Origin of the sequence: Pseudomonas gozinkensis (genome assembly GCF_014863585.1) — a bacterium.
In the GTDB taxonomy this organism is placed as follows: domain Bacteria; phylum Pseudomonadota; class Gammaproteobacteria; order Pseudomonadales; family Pseudomonadaceae; genus Aquipseudomonas; species Aquipseudomonas gozinkensis.
In genome coordinates this window covers 1,193,668-1,216,058 of the sequence record NZ_CP062253.1, presented here as the reverse complement: position 1 = coordinate 1,216,058, position 22,391 = coordinate 1,193,668, and the positions used below count along the sequence as shown (strand labels likewise).

Here is a 22,391-nt window from a genome sequence, read left to right as displayed (position 1 = left end):
GTGTTCAAAAATGACGTCCTGAATATCGTGGCTTCATGCCCCGGAGCCGGTTGTGCCGACGCCAGAAATGCATTCGGCGCTGTGGTCAACAGCGCCGTGTTTGTTTACTTGATCAGGCCGACCCGCGAGAAATTCGGCAGGTGGCTGAGTTTCGGTTCCGGCCAGCTCATCCAGACCGCGAAGGCCTTGCCGACGATGTTCTGGTCGGGAACCATGCCCAGCAGGTCCTTGGGAATGTTCGGGTCATCCCAGTAGCGACTGTCGTTCGAGTTGTCGCGGTTGTCGCCCATCATGAAGTAGTGCCCGGCCGGCACGGTCCAGGTATGGTCCGGCGTAGCCCGGTAGCGGCTCATTTCCTTGCGGATCAGGTGCTCGGCGGCGCCGAGTTTTTCCTTGTAGAGTTCCGCGCTGCCCAGCGTGCCCGGCTCGGAACCGACCAGTTGCTCGGCAATCGACTCGCCATTGACGAACAGACGCTTGTCGGCGGTGTACCGCACGGTGTCGCCCGGCAGGCCGACTACACGCTTGATGTAGTTGACGTTCGGATCGCTCGGGTAGCGGAACACCATCACATCGCCGCGCTGCGGATCACCGACTTCGATGATCTTCTTGTCGATCACCGGCAAACGGATCCCGTAGGAAAACTTGTTCACCAGAATGAAGTCGCCGACGTCCAGGGTCGGTTTCATCGAGCCGGACGGAATCTGGAACGGTTCCACCAGGAACGAACGCAGCACCAGCACGATGAACAGCACCGGGAAGAACGACTTGCCGTACTCGACCAGCAGCGGTTCCTTGTTCAGCTTCTCCACCACCACCCCGTCAGGCTGGCTGACGCTGCCCTGATAGGAGGCGATGGCAGCACGCCGACGCGGTGCCAGGATCAACAGATCGAGCAACGCCAACAGACCGCAGACGAACACGGCAATGACCAGCAACAGCGGGAAATTTAGTGACATAGGACCTGACTATTCCAACCTGAGCACGGCGAGGAAGGCTTCTTGTGGAATTTCCACGTTGCCGACCTGTTTCATGCGTTTCTTACCGGCCTTCTGCTTCTCCAGCAGCTTTTTCTTACGGCTGACGTCGCCGCCGTAGCACTTGGCCAATACGTTCTTTCTGAGCGCCTTGACGGTTGTCCGGGCGACGATCTGACCACCAATGGCAGCCTGGATGGCCACGTCGAACATCTGACGAGGAATCAGTTCTTTCATCTTCTCGGTCAACTGGCGACCTTTGAAGTGCGAGTTGTCACGGTGCACGATCAACGCCAGAGCATCGACCTTGTCGCCGTTGATCAGCACGTCCAGTTTCACCAGATTAGCCGATTGGTAACGATCGAAATGGTAGTCCAGCGAAGCATAGCCGCGACTGGTGGATTTCAGACGATCGAAGAAGTCCAGGACCACTTCGTTCATCGGCAGGTCATAGGTCACCTGAACCTGATTGCCGAGGAACAGCATGTCGACCTGCACACCGCGTTTTTCGATGCACAAGGTGATGACGTTGCCCAGGTGCTCCTGCGGAACCAGGATGTTGGCACGCACGATCGGCTCGCGCATGTCTTCGATCGCGGACACGTCCGGCAGCTTCGACGGGTTGTCGACGTAAATCGTTTCACCGGTTTTCAGCACCAGCTCGAAGATTACCGTCGGCGCCGTGGTGATCAGGTCCAGGTCATATTCGCGCTCCAGGCGCTCCTGGATGATCTCCATGTGCAGCATGCCGAGGAAGCCGCAACGGAAGCCGAAGCCCAGAGCATCGGAGCTTTCCGGGGTGTATTGCAGCGACGAGTCGTTCAGGGTCAGTTTCTGCAGCGCTTCGCGGAAATCCTCGAAGTCGTCGGAGCTGACCGGGAACAGACCGGCGTAAACCTGCGGCTGGATGCGTTTGAAGCCTGGCAGCACCGGAACGTCCGGGGTGGAGCTCAGGGTCAGGGTGTCACCGACCGGCGCACCGTGAATGTCCTTGATGCTGGCGATGATGAAGCCCACTTCGCCGGCTTTCAGGTCAGCGGTGGCGGTGTGTTTCGGGTTGAACACGCCAACGCTGTCGACCAGATGCACCTTGCCGGTGGATTTCACCAGGATCTTGTCGCCCTTCTTCACGCGGCCGTGACGCACGCGCACCAGGGAGACAACGCCCAGGTAGTTGTCGAACCAGGAGTCGATGATCAACGCTTGCAGCGGATCTTCGATGTTGCCGGTCGGCGCAGGAATGGTGGCGACCAGACGCTCCAGCACTTCGTCAACACCCAGGCCGGTCTTGGCGCTGCAGGTGACGGCGTCGGTTGCGTCGATGCCGATGATCTTCTCGATCTCGTCCTTGACGCGATCAGGTTCGGCCTGCGGCAGGTCGATCTTGTTCAGGACCGGCATGACCTCGAGGCCCTGCTCGATGGCGGTGTAGCAGTTGGCCACGGACTGGGCTTCAACGCCCTGCCCCGCATCGACCACCAGCAAGGCACCTTCACAGGCCGCCAGGGAACGGCTGACTTCGTAGGTGAAGTCGACGTGGCCCGGGGTGTCAATGAAGTTCAGCTGATAGGTGACGCCGTCTTTGGCTTTGTAATAGAGGGTAACGCTGTGGGCCTTGATGGTGATCCCGCGTTCGCGCTCAAGATCCATGGAATCCAGTACCTGGGCTTCCATTTCACGCTCGGCCAGGCCGCCGCACATCTGGATGAAACGGTCAGCCAGCGTCGACTTGCCATGGTCAATGTGGGCGATGATGGAGAAATTGCGGATATGACTCAAATCACTCACGGATCAACACTCAAAAAGGCTGCAGGCTTGGCCCGCCGAAAAATAGCCGGGAATTGTACCTGATACACGGCGCAAGCGTCACGTTCGCCTGTCACCCGGATTGCATGCAAAAACGCCCCGGTCTTGCGACCGAGGCGTTTTCAAGGCTGAAGCGAGGGTGAAACCTTGTTCATCAACCAGCTCGACGCAACAGCCAGACACCCGCCAGCGCACACACGCCGGCCGGCACCAGCACCGCAAACAGCGGCGAGAAGCCGAACACCAGACTGGACGGGCCCAGCAGATCCTGAACGATGCGGAAGGTGAAGCCCACCAGCACACCGGTGAACACCCGCTGACCAAGGGTCACCGAACGCAGCGGACCGAAGATGAAGGAGATTGCCATCAGCACCAGCGCGGCGGTCACCAGCGGCTGCAACACCTTGACCCAAAATGCCAGCCAGTAACGGCCGTTGCTCAGACCCTGATCAGCCAGATAGTGGATGTAACCCCACAGGCCGGTGATCGACAGCGATTCCGGCGCCATCACCACAGTGCTCAGCAGTTGCGGGCTCAGGGACACATCCCAGCGCTCGACCGGCGTATTGACCACTTCAGTGCTGCGTTCATTGAAACGCGTGGTCGTGACATCGGAGAGCTGCCAGTGATCGGTGTCGAACTCGGCGCGTTTGGCGAAGCTCGAACTGAGCAGATGGCGCTCCTTGTCGAAGTGATACCGGGTCACGCCGTACAGGCGACCGTTGGGTTGCACGGAGTTGATGTGAATGAACTCTTCGCCCTGACGGTGCCACATGCCGTGCTTGGCGCTCTGCGCGTCACCGCTGCCTTGCGCCAGCGAACGGTTGGCCTGGGCCATGCTTTCGGTGGCCGGCGCCACGTACTCGCCGATCAGCACGCCGGCCAGCATCAGCACCAGCATCGGCTTCATCACCGCCCAGACGATCCGCCCAATGGACACACCGGCGGCGCGCATTACGGTCAGTTCACTGCTGCTCGCCAGACTGCCGAGGCCGATCAGGCAACCGATCAGTGCCGCCATCGGCAGCATGTCGTAAAGCCGGCGCGGCGCGGTCAGGAGCACGAAGCTCAGGACATCGACCAGAGTGTAGGTGTCACTGACGTCGCCCATCTCGTCGATGAATGCGAACAAGGTAGCCAGGCCGAGAATGATCGCCAGCACCGCGATGATCGCCATGAACACGCTGCTGCCGATGTAGCGGTCGAGTTTAACCACGGGCCACCTCCAGCGCTGCGCTGCGACGGCTGGCCAGCTTCAGGCGCAGGGGCTCCCAGTACAACAGGCCAAGACCGATGACCAGGAAGATCGCATGCACCCACCACAAGCCGAGGGCCGGTGGAATCTTGCCTTTCTCGAGGGCGCCGCGGGCGGCAATCAGGATGGTCAGGTAAGCCATATAAAGAAGAATCGCCGGCAGCAGCTTGAGGAAACGCCCCTGACGCGGGTTGACCCGCGACAGCGGCACCGCCATCAGGGTCACGATGAATACCAGCAGCGGCAGCGACAGGCGCCATTGCAATTCGGTTTTCGAGCGAATGTCGTCACTGCCCAGCAGGGACGAAGTCGGCATGGCGTCACGGTCGGTGACTTCCTCGCTGACATCCGGCTTTGGCAGCAGCACGCCGTAGGTTTCATAGTGAATGGCGCGGTAGTTGGCCTGACCCGGGCTGCCGTCGTAGCGATAGCCGTTGTCGAGAATCAGGTAGCGGTTGCCGTCGGGGCGCACTTCCTGACGGCCCTTTTCCGCAACCAGCACGGAAATTCCGCGATCTTTCTGGTTTGCGCCGAGGTTCTTCTGCGAAATGAACACGCTGCCGAGGTTGACCCGGTCGTCGCTCAGGGTTTCGGTGTAGGTCACTCGTGTACCGTCACGCAATGCCTGGAAACGACCTGGCTCAAGAGTGTCGAACTCGGTCAGCGCATCCTGCTTGTTCAGCAGCAGCTGGAACTGGTTGGCGCCTTGCGGGGCGAGACCCAGGCTCAGCCAGGCCACTACCAGGGCTACCAGGGTGGCCGGGAACAGGGTCATGCGAAACAGCCGCTGCTGACTCATGCCGGTAGCCGAGAGCACGGTCATCTCGCTTTCCAGATACAGCCGGCCGTACGCCAGCAGAATCCCGAGAAACAGCCCCAACGGCAGGATCAACTGCATGAAGCCCGGCAGACGATAGCCCATGATCAGGAACAGCGATCCCGGGTCGAGCTGACCCGCGGCGGCCTGGGCAAGGTATTTGATGAAGCGACCGCTCATGATGATGACCAGCAGCACGGCACTTACCGCACTCAGGGTCAACAGGACTTCGCGGGACAGATAACGGAAGACGATCAAACCAGACACTCCAGGGTTGTCAGGCTAAGGCGGCCAAACAAGCAAACGTATCGACAGGCCCGCAAGGCAGAGCCGTCGAAAAAAGATGCGGCATTATCCTGTGATTGAGTGCGCCTGTCACTGCGCACACTCATGCAAGCGTGCAATCCGTTGAAGATCGTACAACCGAGGGTTGTCAGGCGCGGTGAGCGAGGTTCAAACTGCCGCCTCTGTCGCAGGCACTGGCCTGCGCCTCTTCTCTCTATAAGCAGGCGACGGCGGACACGTCGAACGCCTGCGTGTTGACCATTCATTCAGGGATCCGGACATGGAACTGGTTGTAAAAAGCGTTAGCCCAGAAACGTTGAAAACCGCCACCCTGGTGGTTGCCGTCGGCGAAGGCCGCAAACTCGGCGTCGCCGCCAGACAGGTCGACGAATTGAGCGGTGGCGCCATCAGCGCCGTGCTCAAGCGTGGCGACCTGGCCGGCAAGGTCGGCCAGAGCCTGTTGCTGCACAGCCTGCCGAACCTGAAAGCCGAACGCGTGCTGCTGATCGGTGTGGGCAAGGATGAAGAACTGGGCGACCGTCCGTTCCGCAAGATCGTCGCCGGCATCCTCAACACCCTTAAAGGCCTGAACGGCAGCGACGCCGTACTGGCACTCGATGAAATCATCGTCAAGAACCGCGACAGCTACGGCAAGACCCGTCTGCTGGCTGAAACCCTGGTCGACGGCGAATACACCTTCGACCAGTTCAAGAGCCAGAAAGCCGAACCGCGCGCCCTGAAGAAAATCACCCTGCTGACCATCAAGGCTGCTCAGGCCGAAGTGCAACGCGCCGTGAACCACGCCACCGCGATCGCCAACGGCATGGCGTTCACCCGCAACCTGGGCAACCTGCCGCCGAACATCTGCCACCCGACTTTCCTTGGCGAGCAAGCCAAAGACCTGGGCAAAGAGTTCAAGGATCTGAAAGTCGAAGTCCTCGACGAGAAGAAGATCAAATCCCTGGGCATGGGTTCGTTCTACGCCGTCGGCCAGGGCAGCGCCCAGCCGCCGCGCCTGATCGTCATGCAATACAACGGCGGCAAGAAATCCGAGAAGCCGTACGCACTGGTCGGTAAAGGCATCACTTTCGATACCGGCGGCATCAGCCTGAAACCGGGCGCCGGCATGGACGAGATGAAGTACGACATGGGTGGTGCCGCCAGCGTGTTCGGTACCCTGCGCGCCGTGCTGGAACTGAAACTGCCGATCAACCTGGTGTGCATCCTGGCTTGCGCCGAGAACATGCCGAGCGGCACCGCTTCGCGTCCGGGCGACATCGTCACCACCATGAGCGGCCAGACCGTGGAAATCCTCAACACCGACGCCGAAGGCCGTCTGGTGCTGTGCGATGCCCTGACCTACTCCGAGCGCTTCAAACCGCAAGCGGTGATCGACATCGCCACCCTGACCGGTGCCTGCGTCGTTGCTCTGGGCGCCCACACTTCGGGCCTGCTGGGCAACAACGACGAACTGATCGAGCAACTGCTGAGCGCCGGCAAGGCTGCCGACGACCGCGCCTGGCAACTGCCGCTGTTCGATGAGTACCAGGAGCAACTGGACAGCCCGTTCGCCGACATCGCCAACATCGGCGGTCCGAAGGCCGGCACCATCACCGCTGCCTGCTTCCTGTCGCGCTTCACCAAGAACCTGAACTGGGCGCACCTGGACATCGCGGGCACCGCCTGGACCAGCGGCGGCAAGGACAAGGGCGCCACCGGCCGTCCGGTTCCGCTGCTGACCCAATACCTGCTGGACCGCGCCAAAGCCTGAAACCGATGACTGCGAGCGGCGCCTCTCTTGAGGGGCGCTGCTTGCAGCTCAGGAACCGCAATGACCAAAGTCGACTTTTATATCCTGCCCAGCGCCGATCCTTCGGCTCGCCTGGACTTTGCCTGCAAGCTCACCGAAAAAGCCTGGCGCATGGGCCACCGCATCTACCTGCATTGCAGCGATGCCGCCCAGCGTGATGATCTCGATGCGCGGCTGTGGGCGTTCAAGGGCGAAACCTTCGTACCTCACGGCCCGGCCGAAAGCGAACCGGAAGGTTTGATCGTACTGGGATTGGGCGATGACTGTGGCCAGCACGCGGACTTGCTGGTCAACCTCGACCTGAAAGTCCCGGCTTTCGCCAACAAATTCGCCCGCGTGGCCGAGGTGGTGGTGGAAGATCCGGCGATCCGCACTGCGGCGCGGGAGAGTTTCCGTTTCTACCGCGAACAGGGCTATCCTCTGCAAGACCACCGTTTACAGCGACTCTGAGTACGCCGATGGACACTCCAAAACCGCTGCAAAAACCCGCGCACCTGCTGGATGACCTCGAGTCGATCCGCCAGCTGCTCGGCGATGACAACCTGCAACCGCCGCTCTTGACCGACACGGTCGAGGATGGCGAACAGGAACAGATTCCTATGTTGTTCGACTCGGTCGACAACACACCGCAAGCCGTCGAGGCTGCGCCCGCGCCGACGCCAGCCCCGCAGCCTGCCGCTGCACCTGTGGATAAAGGCCCCGACGCCCTCCTGCACCTGGACAGCGAACTGCGCGCCGCCGCACAACTGATCATGCAGGACGTGATCGACGATTTCGCTCCGCACATCGAAACCGAAATCAAACGTCGCCTCGAGGCGCGGATGGAACGGCTTCTCGCACAATACGAATAATTCCCCGATCCCCTGTGGGAGCTGGCTTGCCAGCGATAGCATCGCCGCGCCTTTCCCGAAAAACCGCGGCGCCTGCATCGCTGGCAGGCCAGCTCCCACATTTAAGCCTCCGCCCGGCCCGCCCCGCTCGCCCTGCGCCCCATGCCCCGCTATACTTCCCGGCTTTTCCTGAATAAATGCCAATAGGGTCCCGCCGCGCATGGATAAGACCTACCAGCCGCACGCCATTGAAACTTCCTGGTACAACACCTGGGAGTCCGAGAACTACTTCGCCCCGCAAGGCGCGGGCGACTCCTACACCATCATGATCCCGCCGCCGAACGTCACCGGCAGCCTGCACATGGGTCACGGTTTCAACAACGCGATCATGGATGCCCTGATCCGTTTCCGCCGCATGCAGGGTCGCAACACCCTGTGGCAGCCGGGCACCGACCACGCCGGTATCGCCACGCAGATGCTGGTGGAGCGTCAACTCGAAGCCCAGGGTCAGAACCGCCACGATCTGGGCCGCGAAAAATTCCTCGAGAAAGTCTGGGAGTGGAAGGATCAGTCCGGCGGCAACATCAGCCGTCAGATCCGCCGCCTCGGCTCGTCCGTGGACTGGAGCCGCGAGCGCTTCACCATGGATGACGGCCTCTCGGAAGCCGTTAAAGAAGCGTTCGTACGCCTGCACGAAGACGGTCTGATCTATCGCGGCAAGCGCCTGGTCAACTGGGACACCAAGCTGCACACGGCGATTTCCGACCTCGAAGTGGAAAACCACGACGAGAAAGGTTTCCTGTGGAACCTGAAGTACCCGCTGGCCGACGGCGCGAAAACCGCTGAAGGCAACGATTTCCTGATCGTCGCGACCACCCGTCCGGAAACCATGCTCGGCGACTCCGCCGTCGCGGTGAACCCGAACGACGAGCGCTACAAAGCCCTGATCGGCAAATTCGTCGAGCTGCCGCTGGTCGGCCGCCGCATCCCGATCATCGCCGACGATTACTGCGATCCTGAATTCGGCACCGGCTGCGTGAAAATCACCCCGGCCCACGATTTCAACGACTACGAAGTCGGCAAGCGCCACAACCTGCCGCTGCTGAACATCTTCGACAAGAACGCCAATGTGCTGCCATCCGCGCAAGTGTTCAACCTCGACGGCACGCTGAACGACAGCATCGACGGCAAGATTCCGGCCGAGTACGCCGGTCTCGAGCGTTTCGAAGCGCGCAAGCAGATCGTTGCGGCTTTCGATGCCGCCGGCCTGCTGGTCAGCGTCGACGACCACAACCTGAAAGTGCCGAAAGGCGACCGCTCCGGCACCGTCATCGAGCCGTGGCTGACCGACCAGTGGTACGTATCGACAAAGCCGCTGGCCGAGCCTGCGATTGCTGCCGTTGAAGACGGCCGTATCCAGTTCGTGCCGAAGCAGTACGAAAACATGTACTTCTCGTGGATGCGCGACATCCAGGACTGGTGCATCAGCCGTCAGCTGTGGTGGGGGCACCGGATTCCGGCCTGGTACGACGAATCGGGCAAGGTCTACGTCGGTCGCGACGAAGCCGAAGTGCGCACCAAGCACAACCTCGGCCCGGACGTTGCGCTGCAACAGGACAACGACGTTCTCGACACCTGGTTCAGTTCGGGCCTGTGGACCTTCTCCACCCTGGGCTGGCCGGAAAAGACCGAGTTCCTGAAGAAATTCCACTCCACCGACGTGCTGGTGACGGGCTTCGACATCATTTTCTTCTGGGTCGCCCGGATGATCATGCTGACCATGCACCTGATCAAGAACGAGGACGGCACCCCGCAGGTTCCGTTCAAGACCGTTTACGTGCACGGTCTGGTGCGTGATGGCCAGGGCCAGAAAATGTCCAAGTCCAAGGGCAACGTCCTGGACCCGCTGGACATCATCGACGGCATCGAGCTCGAAACCCTGGTGCAGAAACGCACCTCCGGCCTGATGCAGCCGAAACTGGCGAAGAAGATCGAGAAGCAGACCCGCGACGAGTTCGCCGACGGCATCGCCAGCTACGGCACCGACGCCCTGCGCTTCACCTTCTGCTCGCTGGCGTCCACCGGTCGCGACATCAAGTTCGACATGGGCCGCGTCGAAGGCTATCGCAACTTCTGCAACAAGATCTGGAACGCCGCGCGGTATGTTCTGGACAAGGGCGAAGACTGCGGCCAGAACGGCGAAGCCTATGAGCTGTCGCTGGCGGATCGCTGGATCATCTCGCAGCTGCAACGCACCGAAGCCGAAGTGACCCGTCAACTGGATCAGTTCCGTTTCGACCTGGCGGCGCAAGCGCTGTACGAGTTCATCTGGAACCAGTACTGCGACTGGTATCTGGAATTGTCCAAGCCTGTGCTGTGGGACGAAAACGCGCCGGTCGAGCGTCAGCGCGGCACTCGCCGCACGCTGGTGCGCGTACTGGAAGTGGCGTTGCGCCTGGCCCATCCGTTCATGCCGTTCATCACTGAAGAAATCTGGCAGCGCATCGCGCCGCTGGCCGGCATTCAGGGCAAGACGATCATGCTGCAAGCCTGGCCGGTGGCCAACGAAGAGCGCATTGATCCGGCGGCCGAAGACGACATCGAATGGCTCAAGGGCCTGATGCTCGGCACCCGCAACATCCGTGGCGAAATGAACATCGGCCCGGGCAAACCGCTGCCGATCTACCTGAAAAACGTCACCGCTGAAGACCAGCGCCGCCTGACCGAGAACGAAGCGCTGCTGAAGAAGCTGGCGCGTCTGGAATCGATCACCGTACTGGCGGCCGGCGAAGAAGCACCGCTGTCCGCCACCGCGCTGGTTGGCGAAATGGAAGTGCTGGTGCCGATGGCCGGCCTGATCGACAAGAACGCCGAGCTGGCGCGTCTGGACAAGGAAATTCTGCGTCTGCAGGGCGAAGTCCAGCGGGTTGGCGGCAAGCTGTCCAACGCCGGTTTCGTTGACAAGGCCCCGGCCGAAGTCATCGAGAAGGAACGCGCCAAACTGGCCGAAGCCGAACAGGCTCTGGGCAAGCTGGCTGAGCAGCACGCGCGAATTGCCAGCCTGTAACGGCAAATCGCACTGAAAAAGGGAGGCCCGCAACGGCCTCCCTTTTTTGTCCCCGGCACTTTTCCGGCCAACAACACGGCTCCCTGTGGGACAATGGCCGCCACTTTCAGCCCTACCCGAATCGACCACGCCCATGAACGCCCCACGTACACCGAAACCTGCGCGCAAGAAGACTGACTCCGCTACCCCGGCCAAGCCCGTGGAACCGCGTAAAGAAGCCAGCCTGCACCCGCGCAATCGCCATCAGGGTCGTTACGACTTCCCGGCGCTGATCAAGACCACGCCGGAACTGGCGAAGTTCGTGATCACCAACCCGTACGGCAAGGAAAGCATCGACTTCGCCAGTCCCGATGCGGTGCGTGTGTTCAACCGGGCGTTGCTCAAGTCGTTCTACGGCATCCAGCACTGGGACATCCCGGCCGATTATCTGTGCCCGCCGGTGCCGGGCCGTGCCGACTACATCCATTTTCTGGCTGACCTGCTGGCCAGCAACAACGACGGCGTGGTTCCGCGCGGTGCCATCGTCAATGTGCTGGATATCGGCATGGGCGCCAACTGCGTTTACCCGCTGATCGGTAACAGCGAATATCGCTGGCACTTCCTGGGCTCGGAGATCGATCCGACCGCCGTGGCTGCTGCCAGGGCCATCGTGCAGTCCAACGACCTGAACAAGGTCATCCAGCTGCGCCAGCAGGAAAACCGCAAGCACATCCTGATCGGCCTGCTGGAGCCAGGCGAGCGCTTTGACCTGACCATGTGCAACCCGCCGTTCCACGCGTCGATGGAAGAAGCCACCAAGGGCAGCGAGCGTAAATGGCGAGCCTTGGGCAAGGCCGACCCGAAACGCAAACTGCCGGTGCTGAACTTTGGCGGTCAGTCGGCCGAACTGTGGTGTGAAGGCGGCGAAGCGCGTTTCGTGACGCAACTGATTGCCGAAAGTGCGAACTTTGCGCACAAGGTGCTGTGGTTCAGCACCCTGGTCTCGAAAGCCTCGAACCTGCCTGCCATCGAAACCGCACTGAAAAAAGCCGGTGCGCTGGAAAGCCAGGTGGTGGAGATGTCCCAGGGGCAGAAGCAGAGCCGTTTCGTTGCCTGGACCTTCCAGACCAAGTCCGAGCAGCAGATCTGGCGGCGCGAACGCTGGGTTCGCAAGTAATACGTTTCAACCGGGGCGGCGCTTGATTGCAAAGCAGCCGCCGCTACTGCTGAAACACAAACAGCAGGCACAAAAAAAACCGTGCCCGGATCGCTCCGGTGCACGGTTTTTTTATCGCTGCGTCTTACTTGTTCACAGCGTCGGTCAGGCCTTTGGCCACAACCAGCTTGATCACTTTCTTGGCAGGGATTTCGATGGCAGCGCCAGTCGATGGGTTACGGCCAGTGCGGGCAGGACGCTCGGTCACTTTCAGCTTGCCGATACCTGGCAAAGTGATTTCGGCACCGTTTTCCAGCTGATCGGCAACGATTTGGCCCAGTTGGTCCAGAGCGGCACGCGCGGTGGTTTTCGGCGCGTCGATAGCTTCGGCGATGTCGGCGATCAGTTGGTCTTTAGTAAGAGCCATGTAGTGTTCCTTCCCTATCAAATTCATATGGATTGCAGAGTGCAGTGTCAGCCATCGAGCCCGATCTTCTGGATCTGGCACCCTCGGCGATAACCACGACGAGTCGGGGTTATAGATGCCGAAATCAAGGTTTGGTTCGACCTGACAAAAGCTGAATGCATGCTTGTCGCGGTGACTTCGCACAAGACCGGGCAAAACTAGCACAGAGACAAGGAAATATCCGCCTCTAGCTAGCCAAATGGTCAGGTTTATTGCGCTAAATCGGTAAATAAATGCATAAGGGCCGTCGGGTGACCCGGATTTGCCCTTCACCCCGCGCCAAATCCAGTGGTTGCGGTACACTGAGCGCTTTTTCGGAGGAGCCCGCCCTCCTCCCTTTCACTTGCCGAGAAGCCCATGCCGATCCGTCATTGCATCGTCCACCTGATCGACAAAAAACCCGATGGCACGCCCGCAGTCCTGCACGCCCGTGACTCTGAACTGGCCGAGTCCGCCGCCATCGAGAACATGCTCGCCGACCTCAACGAGAGCTATAACGCCAAACAGGGCAAAGCCTGGGGGTTGTTCCATCCGGAGTCCGGCGCGTTCCCGTTCAGCGGCTGGCTGAAGGAATACATGGAAGGCGGCAAGGACTTCACTGCGTTCAGCAAAGTCGCGGTCGAGCATCTGCAGAAGTTGATGGAAGAGTCGAACCTGTCGGTCGGCGGCCACGTGTTGTTCGCCCACTATCAGCAAGGCATGACCGATTACCTGGCCATCGCCCTGCTGCACCACAGCGAAGGCGTGGCGGTAACCGATCAACTGGACGTGACCCCATCACGCCACCTCGACCTCGGTCAACTGCATCTCGCGGCGCGGATCAACGTTTCCGAGTGGCAGAACAACAAGCAGTCCAAGCAGTACATCTCGTTCATCAAGGGCAAGAACGGCAAGAAGGTCTCGGAGTACTTCCGCGACTTCATCGGCTGCCAGGAAGGGGTCGACGGCCCGGGCGAGACCCGCACCCTGCTCAAAGCCTTCAGCGACTTCGTCGAGAGCGAAGACCTGCCGGAAGATTCCGCCCGCGAGAAAACCAAGACCCTGGTCGACTACGCCAGCAGCCAGGCCAAACTCGGCGAGCCGATGGGCCTGGAAGAGCTCTCTGAGCTGATCGACGAAGAACGCCCGAAAGCGTTCTACGATCACATCCGCAACAAGGATTACGGCCTCTCGCCGGAGATCCCGGCGGATAAGCGCACGCTCAACCAGTTCCGTCGCTTCACCGGCCGCGCCGAAGGCCTGTCGATCAGCTTCGAAGCGCACCTGCTGGGCTCGAAGATCGAATACGACGAAGAGGCCGGGACGCTGGTCATCAAAGGCCTGCCGACCTCGCTCACCGATCAGCTGAAGCGTCGCAACTGATGCTCGGCAATGTGCTGAAAAAGGTTGCACTGGTTCTGCTGGTGGTCGTCGTCTATCAGAACTGGGGCAAGATCGAGCGAGTGTTCAATCCGTCGCAAATGGTCGCGGAGCAGACGCGGGCGCAGGCCAATGTCGTGCTGTATGCCACCGACTGGTGTGGCTACTGCAAGCAGACCAAGCGCTTTCTCGACAGCAAGGGGATTCCATTCAAGGAATTCGATATCGAAAAGGACGCCGAGGCGCGTAAGGCGTACGAAGCGCTGGGCGGCCGCGGGATCCCGCTGATCGACGTCAATGGCACGTTGATTCGCGGGTTTGATCCGGACGAAATTCTCGCTGCACTGAAATGAATGAGGGAGCCAATCGGCTCCCTCATTTGTTTCAGCGTTTCTCGATTCGGAAACCGAAACGCGGGAAGTGCACATGCACCACACCGCCGCGTTCGTCTTCACGGCGCAGGATCAGCTCCTCGCGACCGGCAAACAGCAGCTCACCGGCGACCGGATCAACGCCGTAGTCTGTCGCTGCGATCAGCACCTGCTGACCTGCCACGAACCCGTTCGGATCAGTGAATACCTCATCCGGCAACGCTGCAGGGGTCGAGCTGCGCGCGATCTCCAGTGCCTCCTCGGAGCTCATCTCGCTGGCCGCGCCATGGCCAAAACCGAGCACACGCCCCAGCCACGCAGACACTGCCGGATAAGCGTCCACCAAGGGCGCCGTCACGTGCGTGGCCTTGAGGAACCACAACGGATGGGCCATGGAGAAGTCAGCAATCGACGGCTCGCCGAACAGGAAGTCACCGTCTTCACGCTGCAACTGTTGCTCCAGACGCGCCATAAGGGTCGGCCAATTGTGCTTGGCCTGCTCCGCTGAAAGCCTGGTCGCACTGCCACCGCTGAACAGCCCGGCACGATCAGCAAGAAACGCCTTGATCGCTTCCGGCGGCAACTTGCCAAATCGCACCGCAACCGATTCCGGCTGAAATACCAGGCTCACTGCGTGCTGAAATACAACCGAGTCCGCCCATGTGGCAAAACTGGCGGCGATCATTTCCTGACCTTCCGGGAAGAACGAAGGCTGGGCCTTTTCCTGCTCGAGGCGACGGGCGATCAGCGCGGTGTCGCAGTAGATGTCGGCGCCGATCTGCAGCACCGGGGTCTTGCGGTAGCCACCGGTCAGGGCGGTCAGGTCCGGTTTCGGCATCACCGGCGAGATGTGCACCGAACGCCAGGACAAGCCCTTGAAACCCAACAGCAGCCGGGCCTTTTCGGCGAATGGAGAGGTCGGGTAATGATGCAGAATCAACTCGGACATGCTCGGCTCCGCCGCACAGAAAGTGAGCCAGCAGCTTAGCGCGCAATTCGTTCGCAGCCTACGGATCCGGCTGATGGGAACTGATCAGTCAGGTTGATAATGGGCGCAAAGCCGAATAATCTTCGTCCACGCTAGTGTGTCCATTGAGATGCAGTAAACCCGGCCGCAAACCGGCGTTTACAGAAAAAACCGCCCCGCAAAGGCGGTTTTTTTTCGCCTGTCGTTTGCCGGAGGGCACCGCGTCGACGCGGAGATTTCTAACGTTTGCCAATACCCGATCAATCAGGCCGATAAGACGCCACCAGACACTCCTTCGCACTCTTCCTGAGCTTCTTGATCAATCGCTCCTGACGCAACGCATCACCCTTGTCGCGACAACGCTCGGTGTAGACCAGCGCCATCGCCGGGCTTGAGAGAAAGAATCGCGCGCCTTTGCCGCTCTGGTGCTTGGCGAAACGGCGCACGGGATCATCGCTGATCCCGCAGTACAGCGAACCGTTGGCGGCGCGTACGAGGTAGACGAACCAGGACTTGCTCACTGGAGCGTCGGCATCGAGGGGTTTTTCGCTGAGGCTGGTCACGGGGCAATTCAGGCGTAGGGAAAACAGGCCGCGATCTTATCAGCGACTCGCTTGAAATGCCTTCAGCCCTTTCAGCGCCTGGGCGCGGACGGCGTTGCGCACCAGCGGCGTCCAGCCCAGCAGCAGGCCTTTGAAACCCAGTGCCTGGCGCGACCAGCGCCACAGATCGAAGTGGTCGTGGTGTTCGCAGATCCTGCCGTCACGGAAGACGAAACGTGCCTGGATGTCGTTGATCACGATGTTGCCGGTCTGGCTGAACAGGTACGTCGCTACCCAGTGGGCGCCGCCGCTGCGCTCGTCGGCGCGAACATTGTCGAAGGTCAGGGAGAAGTCCTTGGCGCGGGTGGTGAGCATCCGCCACATATCGCCGGCATCGCGGCCGCGCAGCTCGCCGAAGGCCGGATCGCTGAACACCACGTCGTCGGTGTAGCAAGCCGCCATGGCCTCGGCGTCGAGGCGCTGGAAAGCCTGGTAGAAACGGGTGATCAGGGCGCTGTGGGCTTCTTCACTCATGGGCAATCTCCAGGAAAGGTACAGATTGCCAGCACGATAATCCGCAAACGCCCGAAACACTATCGGCATTCGCATTTCGAATACCGACAGTGTGTGCGTATCAGACCTTTTCGCTTACCACCTGCACGTACAACGCACGCCCGGCGCCGAGGCCGGCGAGTATCGCTCCCGCACCGATGATGCCGAAGATCCAGCCCACGGCGTTCCAGCCGCCAGTCCAGTCGTGCACCACGCCGACCGCGAACGGCCCCATGGACGCGAGGGTGTAGCCGAAGCCCTGGGACATGCTCGACAGGTTCGCCGCCACGTGGGAATCCCGCGAGCGCAGCACGATCAGGGTCAGCGCCAGGCTGAACGTACCGCCCTGCCCCAGGCCCAGCAGGATCGCCCAGCCCCACAACCCTTCGATCGGCGCGTAGAGGCAACCGAACAGGCCGCCGAGGGTCAGCGCCATCACCACCACGATCGCCAGCCGCTGATCCTTGCCGCGCGTGGCCAGCCATGGTGCCGCCAGGGAGCTGGCGAGCTGGATAATCACCGAACCGGACAGCACCAGGCCGGCCTGGGTCGGCGTCAGACCGCGACCGATGAGGATCGACGGCAGCCAGCCGAACACGATGTAGGCCAGCGACGACTGCAGCCCCATGTACAAGGTCACCTGCCAGGCCAGCGGATCACGCAGCAGACCGCGCACTCGATAGGCAACGTTGTGTGCGCCGTGCTTCTGGCCGATTTGCGGCAGCCAGAACACTGCCGCCACCAGCGCCGGTATCACCCAGAAACCCAGGCCCATGGCCCAGCTGTGATCGAAGTGTTCGCTCAATGGCACGCTGGAACCCGCCGCCATCGCCGCGCCCAGGCACAGAGCCATGGTGTAGACGCCAGTCATGGTGCCGGCATGTTTGGCGAAGTCGCGCTTGACGATGCCCGGCAGCAACACGCCGATGATGCCGATGCTCGCGCCGCCCAGCACGCTGCCGGCGAACAGACCGATTTCGCCAAAGTTGCTGCGCAGGATGATGCCGCCGGCCAGTGTCAGAAGAATCCCCAGCACCACCCGCTCGGCACCGAAACGCCGCGCGAGCACCGGGGCCAGCGGCGCGAACAGACCGAGGCAGAGCACCGGCAACGTCGTCAGCAAACCCGCCTGAGCGGCGGACAAGCCAAGGCTTTTCGACACTTCGCTGAGCAGCGGCGCCATGCTCGACAGCGCCGGACGCAGGTTCAACGCCACCAGAATCAACCCCAGCAGCAACAGCCACGGACGCCGTACCAGCGGATGGCTTTGCTGCACCTGCTCGTCATCGGCTTCGGCGTCGATCAACAACTCTTCGAGCTCGGCCTTGCGAACGGGTGCTGGGGAGACTTCTGGGCGGGACATGGTTTTCTCGGTTTCAAGGTTCATTGATCAACTGCCTCGACAGGGCTTTGGCCCGCTCCGGATCGCGTTGCTCGACGGCCTCAAGCAAGGCGACGTGCAAATCGAAGACTTCCTGTCGACGGGGGACGATGTTCAGGGTCTGGCGCAATTGCGCGCCGACGATGCTGGAAAAATAGCGATACAGCTCGCTGAGGGTCGGGTTGTGCGCGGCATCCACCAGACGACGGTGGAAGACCAGATCGCAGCGGATGTAACTGTCGAGATCGCCGTGGTAGTGGCTGCCGGCGACACCCAGCGCCTCGCGCAACGCGACGAGGTCTTCATCGGTCCGGCGTAATGCCGCCAGGCCAATGGCCTCGACTTCGAGGATGTGCCGGGTTTCCCGGGCCTGATCCAGCGAGCATTTCGACAGTGCCTTGAGCGTGTCCATCGGATCGACCACCGCCCGCAGGTAACTGCCGTCACCCTGACGAATTTCGATCAACCCGGAAAACGCCAGCACCCGCATCGCCTCGCGCACGGTGTTGCGGCTGATGCCGAGCTCGGCACACAGCTCGGGCTCGGTCGGCAAACGCTGACCGACCTGCCACGTGCCGTCGGTGATGCGCTGGCGCAATTGATCCAGGGCCTGATCGACCAGGGATCGCTTAATGAGTGGAGAAATGTCTGACATAGGATTCGCCCTTTCATCCAATCATGGGATGAATTTTCTGACATGTTAGTCAGCTCCGTGTAGGACGGCAACCACCTAGGGTCAGAGAGAGGCAAATGGAGCGGGATTTTCAATTAGTCAAAATTACCCTTTAAGGGTAATTTCAGGGACAGGGTTTTGGTTTCTTATGGAAAAGAACACACCCCATTACGACTTGGTGGTGATCAAGGCTGAGGTCAGGCGACTTGGCAAAAAAGCCTTCACCAGGTCTTCGGCAAAATCCGGTGAGAAGCTCGGCTTTAGCTTCAGAGAGATGCAAGAGATCGTTTTCGAGTTACAGAACAGGATGTTGCACAAATCCATGACCACTTATGACGATCATCGAGTCTGGCAGGACGTGTATCACATCACTTCACAAGATCAGGAGATTTACATCAAGGTGACCTACCGCCCAGGCGGCCCACCGGTAATTTCCTTCAAGGAGAAAAACCCATGAAAACCCAGCAATGTGTCAGCTGCGGTGCACGTGAGGGAATGAGGCATTTCGAGGGTCGCGCCGAAACCTTGAGTGTCAAAGGCATGGAGCGCCGTGTAGATAATCTTTCTGGCTGGGAGTGCCAGAAGTGCGGTGAGGTCGAGTGGGACTTCGACACTGACAGCGCGGAACGTTTTGGGGAAGCAGGGGATGAACTGGTATTCGCTGCCAGGCAAATGATCGGTGACGAGATGAGGCGTATCCGTCGAAAATTGCACCTTACGCAAAAAGAGACAGTGCAATTATTGTCGGGTGGAGGACATAACGCTTTCTCTCGCTACGAGCGCGGCGAAATATTGCCGCCCAAAGCACTGATACTGCTGATGCGACTGTTGGATCGTTACCCGCACTTGCTGACTGATGCGAAGTCTCTCGGCGAAGGAGCAGACTTGAGAGGCTTCACGCACACCGTCCACAAAGAACACGAAACCCTCACCGTGTCCTGATCCCCAAAAAACAAACCCGGCACAAGGCCGGGTTTGTTTTATGCATCAGATATCAATGCAGAATCTGACTCAGGAACAACTTGGTCCGATCATTCTGTGGATTGTCGAAGAAGTCGTTCGGTGCCGCCTGCTCAACGATTTCGCCCTTGTCCATGAAGATCACGCGGTTGGCCACGGTGCGGGCGAAGCCCATTTCGTGGGTCACGCAGAGCATGGTCATGCCGTCTTCGGCCAGGCCGATCATGGTGTCCAGTACCTCCTTCACCATCTCCGGGTCGAGTGCCGAGGTCGGTTCGTCGAACAGCATGATTTTCGGTTTCATGCACAGTGCGCGGGCGATCGCCACACGCTGCTGCTGACCGCCGGACAGTTGCCCCGGGTACTTGTGCGCCTGCTCCGGAATGCGTACGCGCTCCAGGTAATGCATGGCGATTTCCTCGGCCTTGCGCTTGGGCATCTTGCGCACCCACATAGGCGCCAGGGTGCAGTTCTGCAGGATGGTCAGGTGCGGAAACAGGTTGAAGTGCTGGAACACCATGCCGACTTCACGGCGGATCGCTTCGATCTGCTTGAGGTCGTTGGTCAGCTCCACGCCATCGACCACGATGCGGCCCTGCTGGTGCTCTTCCAGACGGTTGAGGCAGCGGATGGTCGTGGACTTGCCGGAACCCGACGGACCGCACAGCACGATACGCTCGCCCTGACGCACGTTGAGGTTAATGTCTTTCAGCACATGGAACTGGCCGTACCACTTGTTCACGCCCTGCATCTGAATGATGCCTTCAGGGCCCACTGGCTTTTTGATTGCTTCGCTCATCGAAAAAACTCCTAACGCTTGTGGCCAGTGTCGAGCTTGCGTTCCAGGTGCATGGAATAGCGCGACATACCAAAACAGAAAATCCAGAACACCAGGGCGGCGAACACGTAGCCTTCGGTGGCCATGCCCAGCCATTTCGGATCGGCAGCGGCTTGCTTGACGCTGTTGAGCAGGTCAAAAAGGCCGATGATGATCACAAGGCTGGTGTCCTTGAACAGCGCGATGAAGGTGTTGACGATGCCGGGAATCACCAGTTTCAGGGCTTGCGGCAGAATCACCAGGCCCATGGCGCGCCAGTAACCGAGGCCCATCGCGGCCGCGGCTTCGTACTGACCTTTGGGGATCGCTTGCAGACCGCCGCGCACCACCTCGGCGACGTACGCCGACTGGAACAGGATCACGCCGATCAGCGCCCGCAGCAGCTTGTCGAAGTTCATGCCTTCGGGCAGGAACAGCGGCAGCATCACCGAAGACATGAACAGCACCGTGATCAACGGCACGCCGCGCCAGAACTCGATGAAGGTCACGCAGACCACACGGATCGCCGGCATGTTCGAGCGTCGGCCCAGCGCCAGGACAATCCCCAGCGGCAACGCACCGGCGATGCCGACAGTGGCGATCACCAGGGTCAGCATCAGACCGCCCCACTGGCTGGTCGCAACGGTGTCGAGGCCGAAGACGCCGCCATGCAGCAGGCACCAGGCAACGATCGGGTAGACCACCAGGAAGCTCAGGCCGTACACCGCCTTGTGCGCCACGCGCTTGATGAACAGTGGCGCCACGCCGATGACCGCCAGCCACACGGTCAGGTCCACGCGCCAGCGCAGTTCCGGCGGGTAGTAGCCGTACATGAACTGGCCGAAACGCTGCTGGATGAAGACCCAGCAAGCGCCGTCCTTGGTGCAGTCGGCGCGGGTGGTGCCGACCCAGTTGGCATCGATGATCGCCCAGCTGAGGATCGGCGGCACCACCAGGTAGATCAGGTAGAACGCAAACAGGGTCAGCAGGGTGTTGAGCCAGCTGGAGAACATGTTCGCGCGGATCCACGCCATCGGGCCGAAGACCTTGGCCGGCGGCGGCATGTCGGGTTTGAAAGTATGAGTACTCATGCGCTATTCCTTACCGCTCGATCAGCGCAATGCGCTTGTTGTACCAGTTCATCAGCAGGGAAATGCTGATACTGATCGCCAGGTACACGCTCATGGTGATGGCAATGACTTCGATGGCCTGACCGGTCTGGTTCAGCACGGTGCCGGCGAACAGCGAAACCATTTCCGGATAACCGATACCGGCCGCCAGCGAGGAGTTCTTCGCCAGGTTCAGGTATTGGCTGGTCAGCGGCGGGATGATGACCCGCAGCGCTTGCGGAATGATCACCTTGCGCAGGGTCGGACCGTTGCGCAGGCCGAGCGAATGCGCCGCTTCGGTCTGGCCGTGGCTGACCGACTTGATGCCCGAACGCACGATCTCGGCGATGAACGCCGCGGTGTACACCGTCAGCGCCAGGGTCAAGGCCAGCAGTTCCGGAATCAGCACCCAGCCACCGACGAAGTTGAAGCCTTGCAGCTTCGGCATTTCCCAGTGCACGGGTGCACCGAAAATCAGCGCGCACACCGCCGGAATCACCAGGAACAGCGCCAGGCCGGCCCAGAACTTGTGGAACGGCTCGCCAGTGGCTTCAAAGCGCTTGTTGGCCCAGCGGCTCATCAGCACGATAGCGACGATAGCCACCACGATGCTGATCACGAACGCCCAGAAGCCGTCGGCCATTTGCGCGGCCGGCATGTTCAGGCCACGGCTGCTGACGAAGAAGGTATCGCCGAAGTTATGGCTGTTGCGCGGCCCCGGCATGGTCAGGAACACCGCGAAGTACCAGAACAGGATCTGCAGCAGAGGCGGGATGTTACGGAAAACCTCCACGTACACCGTTGCCAGTTTGGAAATGATCCAGTTCTTCGACAGGCGCGCGACGCCGACGATGAAGCCGAGGATCGTGGCCAGGATCACGCCGATGAAGGTCACCAGCAGCGTGTTGAGCAGGCCGATGACGAACACCCGGGCATAACTGTCCGCTTCGGTGTAGGAGATCAGGTGTTGAGCGATGCCGAACCCGGCACTGCGCTCGAGAAAGTCGAACCCCGAAGTGATACCCCGGTGTTGCAGGTTGGTCTGGGTGTTATCGAACAGATACCAGCCCAGGGAGACCACCGCCACGATGGTGATGATCTGAAATACCCACGCACGCACTCGTGGATCGCTGAGGCTGAGCCTCTGCTTTGGTGCGCCGATTGAATTTTGCATGAAGTGCCCCGGAAATAATGGAACAGAACGTCACCCGG

The 22,391-nt window shown here is 60.5% G+C and carries 22 protein-coding genes; 9 read left to right on the top strand and 13 right to left on the bottom strand.

What is annotated here, in order from left to right; translation table 11 throughout:
• Nucleotides 1–104: 104 nt before the first annotated feature.
• The 4 genes from lepB to lptF form a co-directional block, all read right to left on the bottom strand.
• Entirely contained in the window at nucleotides 105–959 is an 855-nt protein-coding gene (gene lepB / locus IHQ43_RS05295) for a signal peptidase I (protein ID WP_192563628.1), read from the bottom strand.
• A gap of 9 nt (nucleotides 960–968) precedes the next feature.
• Entirely contained in the window at nucleotides 969–2,765 is a 1,797-nt protein-coding gene (lepA, locus tag IHQ43_RS05290; protein WP_085608162.1) for a translation elongation factor 4, read from the bottom strand.
• Nucleotides 2,766–2,937: 172 nt separating this feature from the next.
• On the bottom strand, nucleotides 2,938–3,999 hold the full coding sequence (lptG, locus tag IHQ43_RS05285; RefSeq protein ID WP_192563627.1) for an LPS export ABC transporter permease LptG: 1,062 nt from the start codon (nucleotides 3,997–3,999) through the stop codon (nucleotides 2,938–2,940).
• Complete coding sequence (gene lptF, locus IHQ43_RS05280; RefSeq protein WP_192563626.1) at nucleotides 3,992–5,113, bottom strand: LPS export ABC transporter permease LptF; 1,122 nt, start codon at nucleotides 5,111–5,113, stop codon at nucleotides 3,992–3,994. The genes lptG and lptF overlap by 8 nt, the downstream gene beginning before the upstream one ends.
• 307 nt (nucleotides 5,114–5,420) lie before the next feature.
• Between lptF and IHQ43_RS05275 the strand changes: the two genes are divergently transcribed.
• From IHQ43_RS05275 to rlmF, 5 genes are all read left to right on the top strand, one after another.
• Complete coding sequence (locus IHQ43_RS05275; RefSeq protein ID WP_192563625.1) at nucleotides 5,421–6,911, top strand: leucyl aminopeptidase; 1,491 nt, start codon at nucleotides 5,421–5,423, stop codon at nucleotides 6,909–6,911.
• Between the two features lie 60 nt (nucleotides 6,912–6,971).
• Entirely contained in the window at nucleotides 6,972–7,400 is a 429-nt protein-coding gene (locus tag IHQ43_RS05270) for a DNA polymerase III subunit chi (RefSeq protein WP_192563624.1), read from the top strand.
• Nucleotides 7,401–7,408: 8 nt separating this feature from the next.
• Nucleotides 7,409–7,801, top strand: coding sequence for a DNA polymerase III subunit chi (locus tag IHQ43_RS05265; protein ID WP_192563623.1), 393 nt, complete (start codon nucleotides 7,409–7,411; stop codon nucleotides 7,799–7,801).
• 199 nt (nucleotides 7,802–8,000) lie between these two features.
• The gene (locus tag IHQ43_RS05260; protein ID WP_192563622.1) at nucleotides 8,001–10,847 is read left to right on the top strand and encodes a valine--tRNA ligase; all 2,847 of its coding nucleotides are present in this window, start codon (nucleotides 8,001–8,003) and stop codon (nucleotides 10,845–10,847) included.
• A 133-nt stretch (nucleotides 10,848–10,980) separates the two neighbouring features.
• Nucleotides 10,981–12,003, top strand: coding sequence for a 23S rRNA (adenine(1618)-N(6))-methyltransferase RlmF (gene rlmF / locus IHQ43_RS05255; RefSeq protein WP_192563621.1), 1,023 nt, complete (start codon nucleotides 10,981–10,983; stop codon nucleotides 12,001–12,003).
• Between the two features lie 124 nt (nucleotides 12,004–12,127).
• Here the strand turns inward: rlmF and IHQ43_RS05250 are convergent, their stop codons facing one another.
• Nucleotides 12,128–12,409, bottom strand: a complete 282-nt coding sequence (locus IHQ43_RS05250) for an HU family DNA-binding protein (RefSeq protein WP_007957357.1) — start codon at nucleotides 12,407–12,409, stop codon at nucleotides 12,128–12,130.
• 396 nt (nucleotides 12,410–12,805) lie between these two features.
• Between IHQ43_RS05250 and yejK the strand changes: the two genes are divergently transcribed.
• Together yejK and IHQ43_RS05240 are read left to right on the top strand one after the other, a co-directional pair.
• A complete protein-coding gene (gene yejK, locus IHQ43_RS05245) occupies nucleotides 12,806–13,810 on the top strand; it encodes a nucleoid-associated protein YejK (RefSeq protein WP_007957356.1) in 1,005 nt (334 codons plus the stop codon).
• Nucleotides 13,810–14,160: a glutaredoxin family protein gene (locus IHQ43_RS05240; RefSeq protein WP_034154584.1), complete on the top strand. Its 351-nt coding sequence runs from the start codon at nucleotides 13,810–13,812 to the stop codon at nucleotides 14,158–14,160. The genes yejK and IHQ43_RS05240 overlap by 1 nt, the downstream gene beginning before the upstream one ends.
• Before the next feature lie 31 nt (nucleotides 14,161–14,191).
• On the opposite strand, the gene IHQ43_RS05235 is transcribed toward IHQ43_RS05240, so the two are convergent.
• From IHQ43_RS05235 to IHQ43_RS05215, 5 genes are all read right to left on the bottom strand, one after another.
• Nucleotides 14,192–15,127, bottom strand: coding sequence for a glutathione S-transferase family protein (locus IHQ43_RS05235; protein WP_192563620.1), 936 nt, complete (start codon nucleotides 15,125–15,127; stop codon nucleotides 14,192–14,194).
• Between the two features lie 278 nt (nucleotides 15,128–15,405).
• Nucleotides 15,406–15,708, bottom strand: coding sequence for a GIY-YIG nuclease family protein (locus tag IHQ43_RS05230; protein WP_192563619.1), 303 nt, complete (start codon nucleotides 15,706–15,708; stop codon nucleotides 15,406–15,408).
• A gap of 39 nt (nucleotides 15,709–15,747) precedes the next feature.
• Nucleotides 15,748–16,221 (bottom strand): nuclear transport factor 2 family protein, encoded by a 474-nt coding sequence (locus IHQ43_RS05225; RefSeq protein WP_192563618.1) that lies wholly within the window; start codon nucleotides 16,219–16,221, stop codon nucleotides 15,748–15,750.
• A gap of 100 nt (nucleotides 16,222–16,321) precedes the next feature.
• Nucleotides 16,322–17,626 carry a CynX/NimT family MFS transporter gene (locus IHQ43_RS05220; protein ID WP_192563617.1) on the bottom strand — a complete coding sequence of 435 codons (1,305 nt, stop codon included), beginning with the start codon at nucleotides 17,624–17,626 and terminating at the stop codon, nucleotides 16,322–16,324.
• On the bottom strand, nucleotides 17,616–18,275 hold the full coding sequence (locus tag IHQ43_RS05215) for a FadR/GntR family transcriptional regulator (RefSeq protein ID WP_007957343.1): 660 nt from the start codon (nucleotides 18,273–18,275) through the stop codon (nucleotides 17,616–17,618). Before IHQ43_RS05215 ends, IHQ43_RS05220 begins: the two co-directional genes overlap by 11 nt.
• Before the next feature lie 166 nt (nucleotides 18,276–18,441).
• Between IHQ43_RS05215 and IHQ43_RS05210 the strand changes: the two genes are divergently transcribed.
• Together IHQ43_RS05210 and IHQ43_RS05205 are read left to right on the top strand one after the other, a co-directional pair.
• Nucleotides 18,442–18,750 carry a type II toxin-antitoxin system MqsR family toxin gene (locus tag IHQ43_RS05210; RefSeq protein WP_192563616.1) on the top strand — a complete coding sequence of 103 codons (309 nt, stop codon included), beginning with the start codon at nucleotides 18,442–18,444 and terminating at the stop codon, nucleotides 18,748–18,750.
• Nucleotides 18,747–19,235: a type II toxin-antitoxin system MqsA family antitoxin gene (locus IHQ43_RS05205; RefSeq protein ID WP_192563615.1), complete on the top strand. Its 489-nt coding sequence runs from the start codon at nucleotides 18,747–18,749 to the stop codon at nucleotides 19,233–19,235. Before IHQ43_RS05210 ends, IHQ43_RS05205 begins: the two co-directional genes overlap by 4 nt.
• 52 nt (nucleotides 19,236–19,287) lie before the next feature.
• Here IHQ43_RS05205 and IHQ43_RS05200 read toward each other — a convergent pair whose 3' ends face one another.
• The 3 genes from IHQ43_RS05200 to IHQ43_RS05190 are packed head-to-tail and all read right to left on the bottom strand — an operon-like array spanning nucleotide 19,288 to nucleotide 22,353.
• The gene (locus IHQ43_RS05200; protein ID WP_007957337.1) at nucleotides 19,288–20,052 is read right to left on the bottom strand and encodes an amino acid ABC transporter ATP-binding protein; all 765 of its coding nucleotides are present in this window, start codon (nucleotides 20,050–20,052) and stop codon (nucleotides 19,288–19,290) included.
• Between the two features lie 11 nt (nucleotides 20,053–20,063).
• On the bottom strand, nucleotides 20,064–21,161 hold the full coding sequence (locus IHQ43_RS05195; protein WP_192563614.1) for an amino acid ABC transporter permease: 1,098 nt from the start codon (nucleotides 21,159–21,161) through the stop codon (nucleotides 20,064–20,066).
• A gap of 10 nt (nucleotides 21,162–21,171) precedes the next feature.
• The gene (locus IHQ43_RS05190) at nucleotides 21,172–22,353 is read right to left on the bottom strand and encodes an amino acid ABC transporter permease (protein ID WP_192563613.1); all 1,182 of its coding nucleotides are present in this window, start codon (nucleotides 22,351–22,353) and stop codon (nucleotides 21,172–21,174) included.
• Nucleotides 22,354–22,391: the final 38 nt, after the last annotated feature.

What these genes read in the sequence shown, in the direction of transcription:
- IHQ43_RS05200 (WP_007957337.1), bottom strand. Translation starts at nt 20,052, where the DNA reads ATGAGCGAAGCAATCAAAAAGCCAGTGGGCCCTGAAGGCATCATTCAG.
- IHQ43_RS05190 (WP_192563613.1), bottom strand. Translation starts at nt 22,353, where the DNA reads ATGCAAAATTCAATCGGCGCACCAAAGCAGAGGCTCAGCCTCAGCGAT.
- IHQ43_RS05250 (WP_007957357.1), bottom strand. Translation starts at nt 12,409, where the DNA reads ATGGCTCTTACTAAAGACCAACTGATCGCCGACATCGCCGAAGCTATC.
- IHQ43_RS05235 (WP_192563620.1), bottom strand. Translation starts at nt 15,127, where the DNA reads ATGTCCGAGTTGATTCTGCATCATTACCCGACCTCTCCATTCGCCGAA.
- IHQ43_RS05215 (WP_007957343.1), bottom strand. Translation starts at nt 18,275, where the DNA reads ATGTCAGACATTTCTCCACTCATTAAGCGATCCCTGGTCGATCAGGCC.
- IHQ43_RS05240 (WP_034154584.1), top strand. Translation starts at nt 13,810, where the DNA reads ATGCTCGGCAATGTGCTGAAAAAGGTTGCACTGGTTCTGCTGGTGGTC.
- rlmF (WP_192563621.1), top strand. Translation starts at nt 10,981, where the DNA reads ATGAACGCCCCACGTACACCGAAACCTGCGCGCAAGAAGACTGACTCC.
- IHQ43_RS05220 (WP_192563617.1), bottom strand. Translation starts at nt 17,626, where the DNA reads ATGAACCTTGAAACCGAGAAAACCATGTCCCGCCCAGAAGTCTCCCCA.
- IHQ43_RS05205 (WP_192563615.1), top strand. Translation starts at nt 18,747, where the DNA reads ATGAAAACCCAGCAATGTGTCAGCTGCGGTGCACGTGAGGGAATGAGG.
- IHQ43_RS05260 (WP_192563622.1), top strand. Translation starts at nt 8,001, where the DNA reads ATGGATAAGACCTACCAGCCGCACGCCATTGAAACTTCCTGGTACAAC.
- IHQ43_RS05225 (WP_192563618.1), bottom strand. Translation starts at nt 16,221, where the DNA reads ATGAGTGAAGAAGCCCACAGCGCCCTGATCACCCGTTTCTACCAGGCT.
- IHQ43_RS05195 (WP_192563614.1), bottom strand. Translation starts at nt 21,161, where the DNA reads ATGAGTACTCATACTTTCAAACCCGACATGCCGCCGCCGGCCAAGGTC.
- yejK (WP_007957356.1), top strand. Translation starts at nt 12,806, where the DNA reads ATGCCGATCCGTCATTGCATCGTCCACCTGATCGACAAAAAACCCGAT.
- lepB (WP_192563628.1), bottom strand. Translation starts at nt 959, where the DNA reads ATGTCACTAAATTTCCCGCTGTTGCTGGTCATTGCCGTGTTCGTCTGC.
- IHQ43_RS05265 (WP_192563623.1), top strand. Translation starts at nt 7,409, where the DNA reads ATGGACACTCCAAAACCGCTGCAAAAACCCGCGCACCTGCTGGATGAC.
- IHQ43_RS05210 (WP_192563616.1), top strand. Translation starts at nt 18,442, where the DNA reads ATGGAAAAGAACACACCCCATTACGACTTGGTGGTGATCAAGGCTGAG.
- IHQ43_RS05275 (WP_192563625.1), top strand. Translation starts at nt 5,421, where the DNA reads ATGGAACTGGTTGTAAAAAGCGTTAGCCCAGAAACGTTGAAAACCGCC.
- IHQ43_RS05270 (WP_192563624.1), top strand. Translation starts at nt 6,972, where the DNA reads ATGACCAAAGTCGACTTTTATATCCTGCCCAGCGCCGATCCTTCGGCT.